This window comes from Streptococcus fryi (assembly GCF_053206505.1).
Genome location: NZ_JBRUGW010000074.1, coordinates 1 through 1541 on the forward strand (window position 1 = coordinate 1; position 1541 = coordinate 1541).

Consider the following 1541-nt stretch of genomic DNA (forward strand, 5'->3'; position numbering starts at 1 on the left):
CCAGTTCCTGACCTGTTTGTGAAATCAGAGCAATATCCGTTTCCAAAAGCGAAACATAGGTTGTTACAAGAGCTGACAGCTCCTTGAACTGTTCCTGATAAAGCTTCATCACTTTAGAGTCTGATGTTAAATCTAGTTTTGGTTTACTTACTGATCAAAACTACTATAAAATGGAGAAATATTTTTTACTATTTCTTTTCCTAATTCGGCAGAACTGGATATCAAATCTACAGGCATAGCACTTTCAATTCCTTGAGTTAATATTTCATGGGATATATTTTTAAACAGAGATTCTTCATTATGTTCATGATGATCAATAACCAATAAATAGCTACTTTTTTCTTGAATTACTACTTTTGTAAGAAATACAGCATTTACACGAGGGATACCTTTAAATATAATAGATAGCCCCTTTTCTAATGTGGTAGTATCTTCTGCAGGAATTCCATAAACTATTCTGCGTGAATCTCTCTGGGAAATCAGTGATTTTATATCTTCCTTATTCATGACAATGTTAATATCATATGGATCTAGTACTACTTGTCCAACAGAAATTGAATTTTCTAAAAGCTCATAAATATAATCGAGCGTAACCTCTGCGATTTTTAAATTTTTTTCAAAAAATATATCATGTCCCTCAAAAGACTGAAAATCACTAAAAATTGGAAAATATTCGTTATTTTCAGTGTCACGTATTGTGAATAGCATTTCAGAATCTTCCATATAAAAGGGAACCAATATATGGGATTCCGATAACATTATTGAAAAATTTATCCAATCCGAATCTTCCTTGGTCTCTACGTATATATTATACAATGACTTTAAATCTGACATCAGGCACCTCAACAATTTAATAAATCACTTATTTTTTTTACCAAAAAAACATACTGTTCATTGTACTTTTTCATAAGCACTGAATCATTATTTAAAATATAAAAGTCTGATAATCCCCCCCTAGGAAAAAACATACTTTTATACAAGGTTTTTAATTTTTTCAGGGTCTCATCTGTCGCTTCGGATTTCTCTAATTCTTTTGACATTTCCTGCAATATTTCTATGAAATAACTCACATTCTCCTCTAGTCTGTACATATATAAAAAATTTACCAACTCATTTATTGCTTCAGATAATTCTTTTTTCATTTTATTCTCCCTAGGTGCGTTGTATTGTCAAGTATTCCCTCAATATTCCAAGGCTTATTGATATATAACTGCTCTTTCCCTCCTAAATAGACCCCACCTTGATATCCAGTCGGTCCTTCGTAATAAATGGTTCCTTTAGGAAACTTAGTAGCATACACATCTGTAATTTCAGATGTACCGGTTAATACTCCTGTTTTGCTATCTATCCATTGAGGCTTTACTGCAGAATCAATCCTGACTTTCATTGCGGACTCAGGTATATCGCGTGTATAATATTGTCCTAGCGGTCGTTCTGAATTCCCAGCTCTAAAAAATACTGTATCCTCCTCTAAAACTTTTACATTATATTTACCACTTGCAAAACTAGAGGCGGCAACTTCGTCAATATCGGCTAAAGGA

Annotated in this window: 2 protein-coding genes and 1 pseudogene; all 3 read right to left on the minus strand. The window is 32.7% G+C overall.

Annotation, left to right across the window (positions count from 1 at the left end; translation table 11 throughout):
• Window positions 1-147 precede the first annotated feature (147 nt).
• Window positions 148-834, minus strand: coding sequence for an enhanced serine sensitivity protein SseB C-terminal domain-containing protein (locus tag ACVRZH_RS10090; RefSeq protein ID WP_447455138.1), 687 nt, complete (start codon window positions 832-834; stop codon window positions 148-150).
• 8 nt (window positions 835-842) lie between these two features.
• Complete coding sequence (locus ACVRZH_RS10095) at window positions 843-1142, minus strand: hypothetical protein (RefSeq protein ID WP_447455139.1); 300 nt, start codon at window positions 1140-1142, stop codon at window positions 843-845.
• Window positions 1139-1541 (minus strand): annotated as a pseudogene (locus tag ACVRZH_RS10100) (hypothetical protein); the annotation flags it as partial. The pseudogene ACVRZH_RS10100 and the gene ACVRZH_RS10095, both read right to left, overlap by 4 nt.